Origin of the sequence: Microcoleus sp. BM001215392 (assembly GCF_036700185.1) — a bacterium.
Taxonomy (GTDB): domain Bacteria; phylum Cyanobacteriota; class Cyanobacteriia; order Cyanobacteriales; family Microcoleaceae; genus Microcoleus.
Window position 1 is genome coordinate 1 of the sequence record NZ_JAUBOJ010000450.1, and the last position, 5,500, is coordinate 5,500.

At 44.0% G+C, this 5,500-nt stretch carries 5 protein-coding genes; 1 reads left to right on the forward strand and 4 read right to left on the reverse strand.

Annotation, left to right across the window (positions count from 1 at the left end; all coding sequences use genetic code 11):
- Positions 1 to 63: 63 nt before the first annotated feature.
- The 3 genes from QT974_RS30405 to QT974_RS30415 form a co-directional block, all read right to left on the reverse strand.
- Positions 64 to 2,091, reverse strand: coding sequence for an iron uptake porin (locus tag QT974_RS30405; RefSeq protein ID WP_333472104.1), 2,028 nt, complete (start codon positions 2,089 to 2,091; stop codon positions 64 to 66).
- Between the two features lie 277 nt (positions 2,092 to 2,368).
- Positions 2,369 to 3,637, reverse strand: a complete 1,269-nt coding sequence (locus QT974_RS30410) for an MFS transporter (protein ID WP_333472105.1) — start codon at positions 3,635 to 3,637, stop codon at positions 2,369 to 2,371.
- Positions 3,638 to 3,738: 101 nt separating this feature from the next.
- Complete coding sequence (locus tag QT974_RS30415; protein WP_333472106.1) at positions 3,739 to 3,990, reverse strand: hypothetical protein; 252 nt, start codon at positions 3,988 to 3,990, stop codon at positions 3,739 to 3,741.
- Between the two features lie 476 nt (positions 3,991 to 4,466).
- Between QT974_RS30415 and QT974_RS30420 the strand changes: the two genes are divergently transcribed.
- Positions 4,467 to 4,973, forward strand: coding sequence for a hypothetical protein (locus QT974_RS30420; protein WP_333472107.1), 507 nt, complete (start codon positions 4,467 to 4,469; stop codon positions 4,971 to 4,973).
- Between the two features lie 105 nt (positions 4,974 to 5,078).
- On the opposite strand, the gene QT974_RS30425 is transcribed toward QT974_RS30420, so the two are convergent.
- Positions 5,079 to 5,372, reverse strand: a complete 294-nt coding sequence (locus QT974_RS30425; protein ID WP_333472108.1) for a TMEM165/GDT1 family protein — start codon at positions 5,370 to 5,372, stop codon at positions 5,079 to 5,081.
- Positions 5,373 to 5,500: the final 128 nt, after the last annotated feature.

Below are 5,500 nucleotides of genomic sequence, written 5' to 3' on the forward strand. Positions count from 1 at the left end.
AGATTTTATGTCCAAATGCTACGCCCTTCTATGATTTTTGCACTCTTGTCTATTATCGCAACTCTAGAAACTAAAAGTAGTGCGGAGAACTCCCACCCCTACAGTATCGTTATCCTTAGTACCTTCAGGATTGAACAACACAAAAGCACCGGGTGTAATGCTGATATTATCATTAACTTGGAAGCGATAATAAGCTTCCAAATGATAAGGAGTTGCCTTATTTGTCTGAAAACGAGCACCGCCGCTTACCGAATCCCGATCCAAAGGCTGCCCGAACAGAATACCTGCATTATTGCCTTTTTTGAACATATCTCGGAAATGGAAACCGACCATCCAACTGTTAAAAGTTGTAGAAGCATTGCTTCTTTCAGCATCAGCAATTATCCAACCTCCATAACTAGAAACAGCAAACTTAGGAGAAAGCCGCCAGGTTGCAGTACCACCAAACGAATTCATGCTCACACCGCCGCTAACAGGTTGTCTATCCCTTCCCAAAATTGAACCCAAATCGGCATCAGACAATCCCGTCGCTAGAATATTCAATTGGTGGCGGCTGTAAGCGTAATTCAAACCAATATCAAGACTGTTAGTTGGTTTAATCGTTAACTGTGCCGCAGCAACGGTACTTCCATTAAATAAACCCGCACCCAACGGAGTAGCCGGAAAGCCCAAATCATTAGGCAAAGCAGCATTTACACTACCGTACAAAGCTGTAAGATTTATTTTTTTAGAAAGGTTCCAAATAAACCCGCCTGCTGATGCTAAACCACTGCCGGAAGTGCCGCCGGATACGCGCACAACAGGGTTGTAACCTCCAAATCTCGAAATAGATTCTTGCCCTTCTCCAGCAAAGGGAGTGATTGCTTGAAAAGCATCCGAAGTTTCTGCTTTCGGGCCTGCAAATAAAGTGATACTGTTAGAAACAGGAAACACGTAAAGCAGCTTGTAGAGTTCAACAGTATTAGCGCCAATGCTAGATAAATTCTGAGGATTGATGCCGGGGAATTGCGGTTCAAAACTCAGTTTGGCCTGACTGTCCGACAAACCGCTAAATGCCCCTGTTGACAAACCCAACTGAGGCCCGAAGCTGCGAATGTTGTAAGCTTGCAAGCCTGTGATTAGGGTATCTTTCCCTGTAAAACTGGTTAGTAGATTCAGGCGCAGTCGGTAATTTAAGACAGTCTGAGTATCGCTGTGATTGTTTTTGGTGGTGCCGGCAACGCTAAAAATTGCTTCGCCTTTGAGTTTAGTTGTTGTCGAAAACTGATTGGCTTCTAATTCGGCGGTGCGGGCTTCCAAAGCATCGACTCTACCGCGCAAAGTCGCTAATTCTGCTGCAAATTCTTCTTGCAATCTTTGTAGTTTTGCTAAGTCGTCTTTCGTCGCTAAATTGGTCGTACCTGCTTTGATTAATTCGTTAACTTTGTCCAAGCAAGCGTTTAAACCGGCGGCAAACTCGTAGCGAGTCATTGCCCGATTTCCTCGGAATGTACCGTCAGGATATCCCGCTATACAGCCGTATCTTTCTACGAGAGATTGCAATGCTTGAAATGCCCAGTCTGTCGGGCGCACGTCGGAGAGTTGCGAGACAGATGTTACTTGTTGGAACTCGGTGGATTCTGGGGTTTCGCTGTTGGTTGCGCCGGGTTCTAAGGAAGCGCTGTTGGCGATTTGGACTATTTTTTCGGAAGTTGAGGTTTGTGTTTGGGCAATAACTGGTGCAGGGTTTGGGGCGGGAATTACAGATGTTTCTTCTGTGATTTCGGCTGGTGTCTGCGAGTTGGGCTCGGGAATCACAGATATTTGTTCTGTGACTTCGGCTGGGGCTGGAGTTGCTGGTTTTTCTGAAGAGATTAATGAGTTTTCGGCTGGATTTTCTGTGGTTGATGCTGTTGTTTCTGGTATATTAAGGCTGGCGAGTTGATTGCTTGTTGAGATGGTGGTGTCAACTGGCTGCCCTGCAACTAATTTTAAGTCAGATGTTTCGGAAAGTGCGATATCCTTTTCAGCAGTTGTATTTAGGGTAATGTTAGTGTCTGATTCTTTTAACTCTTGAGTGCTTAATTGTTCTTGGTTTGGAACGGCAGGCATCGCTGCCAATGGCAAGGAACTGGCAAGTATATATAGTAAACCTAAGGCACCAGAACTAAATAGTAGATGTCCTTTCATTATAATTCCTCACAAAAAAAATTCTAAAAGTTGTACTGGCTTTGTAGTAAGTTTAAACCTATTAGGTATGGCAAGATACAATTTTTATAATTAATATTTTTTATGATAGTGATAAGTTAATTTAAACAATCACTAATCAAAATTTGAGACTGGTAAAAATTTTTTATAATTGGTTTTTTAGGCCAATAAAATCATAAAATTAGTGTTTTAGGAACTGTTTTTTTAACATTCGATCGACCTTTTGCAAAATTGCGATCGCCAGCATCACACTCATAGCCAAGCCCAACCAGAAATTATCCGCCACCCATTTACCTCGATCCAAAGCGAAACCGCCCAGGGGCGGCCCAATTAAATACCCGATCGCCCAACACTGAGAATTAACCGCCAAATACACGCCCCGCAAAGACTCCGGCGCTAAATCCACCACCAAAGCCGAAGCAAAAGGCGTATAAGCAACCGTCGCCACCGACAAAAAAGTCAAGCCAACAACTGCTAAAAATAGATTGCCAGTTGCAGCCATTCCCGTCAAGCCGATCGCCATAAAGCCGATTCCCCACAGCAGCGCCGAAATCATCAAAGCTTGCGGATGAGAAAACCGCCTCAAAGCCTTAACCACCGGCATCTGCAAAGCCACGGTTAAAAATGTGCTAAAAGCAAACAAAACCGTAATTGTACCCGTAGAAAAGCCTGTTTCCGATGTCCCCACCTGCACAAACTTGCTAAAATACAGCGGCATCGTGGTTTGAATTTGGGAAATGTAGAGAGTGAACAGAGTATTGACTAAAGCATAGACTAGCAAAGTGCGATCGCCCAGCGCCACCATCCAGCCATTTTTGAGATTTTTTTTACCTGTATCCGTTGAGTTAGCAGGTTTGTAGGTTTCCGAAATTGCACTCGCCACCACCGCAAACAGCACTAAAAACGAGATACCGTCTATGATAAAGAGCGATCGATAATTCCCCGTTACCGCAATCAAAACACCGCCCAAAATAATCCCAACTTGCAAACCCAAATTATCAGCAAGCCGCGTCAAAGCAAAAGCCTCCTGTCGCTGCGCGCCCTCAGTTAAATCCGCAACCATACTTTCGGTTGGAGGCCAATACAAACCCACACCAAAACCCATTAATAAATTAGCCGCCACTAAACCTGGAAAATCATTAGTCGCCGCCAACATCAAAGAAGCGACAGCCGAAATCATTGCCGCCAGCAATAAAGTTCGCCGCCTTCCCCAAAATAAGGAATCGCAAAAAGAACCGCCCAAAATGCGGCCGAATATTCCCGAGATTGAACCGCTACCCAAACCAATCCCGACAGCAGTTGCAGATAAGCCGACGCGATCGACAAAAAAGATCGGCGCGTAAAATAAAGTAAAACCGGTACCGCTTTGCGAGAGGAATCTGCCGGCGGCGAGAATCCAGACTTGAGTCGGGAGACGGGGAAGCCAAGATGATATTTGAAACTTAGGCATAATTATTTATTATAGTCGGCGGCTGAAACCAGGTATATACAAACTTTCGTCAGCCGGACGCCGACGGTCGAATTAAAATACAATTAAAGCATAATTGGGTATTATCGAGTCAAACCAAAACTCAACCCTATTTGTTCGCAAGCTTTTCGATAAATTAAACTGTCAGCGGATTCATAAATCACCTTTCCTTTTTCGATAATTTCCCTGACAAATAAATCATTCCAAGCTAGCCTTTGTTCAATTTCAGCAGGAGTTCGCACTAATAAATTTACACCAAATTTCGGTTGAGTTTTACTTAGTATTTCCCAAGTTTTGCGAAAATTGTTACCTGATAAAAATAAAATTACCAACATATCAACGTCCGAATCGCTCGTGGGATTGACCTAGGCGTAAGAGCCGAACAAAATTATTTTATCGGGTTTAAATTAATTGGCTATTGCCGCACTCAATTCCAGAATTTTGTTTATTTCAATCCTTGGCTAATATCTTTGATATTTGGCAATTTAACTGTAATAATAACACATAAATTTGATCGCTATATTGCTGGAATGAGTAATTATCAATAGTTGTTTGCGATCGCCACAACGTTTAAACTGTTGCTGTGCGATCGCCCGACGAGCTGAATCCCAGTAGGGTGCGTCAGCTTTTAGCAGTCAATTATCGATCGAACAATCCGCTGCTGACGCACCCTACAGCCTGCACGCTTAACAATTCTTCTAAATCAGTTAACCAAAAGTTACCATTAATTTAAAAATACTTAACACGATTATCGGAAAAAGTTAGTTAAGCTCTAGAAAAGGCAGAATAAAATTTTAGAGGGTCTAATTATATGACAGCTATTACTACATCGAGAGTGGAATCAATCAGACCCCGCTGGCAAGCAATTGTCATGGTAGCCTTAATTTTCTGGCTCAGCGGTAGCGTGATTTTGGATCTATTAGTCATGCCCAGTCTCTACGTATCTGGGATGATGGTATCTCCCGATTTTGCAACAGCCGGAAATTTAATGTTCTGGGGATTCAACCGCGTCGAGTTAATCTGTTCGGGCGTGGTAGCAACGGGTTTGATGGTTTTGAGCAATTTAATGGGTGACTCCGGCAAGCGCAGCCGCACAGCAATCGTATTATCATTGGTACTTCTGGCGATCGCCCTGATTGACACCTACGGCCTCACACCTCAAATGAGCGCCTTGGGAATGCAGCTAAATCTGTTCGACTCCGCCACAGAAGCGCCCGCCGGAATGAATTCACTCCACCAAGGATATTTTGTGTTGGAAGCGATGAAGTTGGCTGTCGGCGGTACGCTGCTGGGCTGGTGCTACGAAAACCAAGTTTAATTGACACAATCCTCAAAGGTTGAATTGAGAAAAAACTCAAACTGTAGCGGCGGGCGTGAATTCACACCCGCCGTTAATTTTTGGGAATTTTAGCGATCGCAAATCCTACTCTGAAGCTTGGGCCTCATCTGATTTCGGCCACAGCAAGCGCAAGCCCATTACCGCAAATCCGATCGCCGCGATCGTCTTTACCAGTCTCTCCGGTAACACCTCCGCCGTACCTTGTCCTACTAAAACACCAAGGAAACTCGCCAGCAGCAGCGCCGACGCCGTACCGAAAAATACAGCCCGCGGCGAGTTACAACTGCTACCAAGGGCGATCGCAGCTAATTGACTTTTGTCACCCAATTCTGACAAAAATACCGTAATAAAAGTTATTCCTAAAAGTTGCCAATCCATGCTTTTTTTAGTTATTAGTTAGGTCTTGTACAAATATACGACTTACCCACAGTCAGAGTACATCTCACTTTGACAAATATGTTTGTAGGGGCGAAGCATGACCGTAGTCAATATGGGATTATAACTAA

Excerpts from the sequence above, each read along its gene's own strand:
- QT974_RS30415 (WP_333472106.1), bottom strand. The coding sequence starts at position 3,990 with ATGTTGGTAATTTTATTTTTATCAGGTAACAATTTTCGCAAAACTTGG.
- QT974_RS30410 (WP_333472105.1), bottom strand. The coding sequence starts at position 3,637 with ATGCCTAAGTTTCAAATATCATCTTGGCTTCCCCGTCTCCCGACTCAA.
- QT974_RS30425 (WP_333472108.1), bottom strand. The coding sequence starts at position 5,372 with ATGGATTGGCAACTTTTAGGAATAACTTTTATTACGGTATTTTTGTCA.
- QT974_RS30420 (WP_333472107.1), top strand. The coding sequence starts at position 4,467 with ATGACAGCTATTACTACATCGAGAGTGGAATCAATCAGACCCCGCTGG.
- QT974_RS30405 (WP_333472104.1), bottom strand. The coding sequence starts at position 2,091 with ATGCCTGCCGTTCCAAACCAAGAACAATTAAGCACTCAAGAGTTAAAA.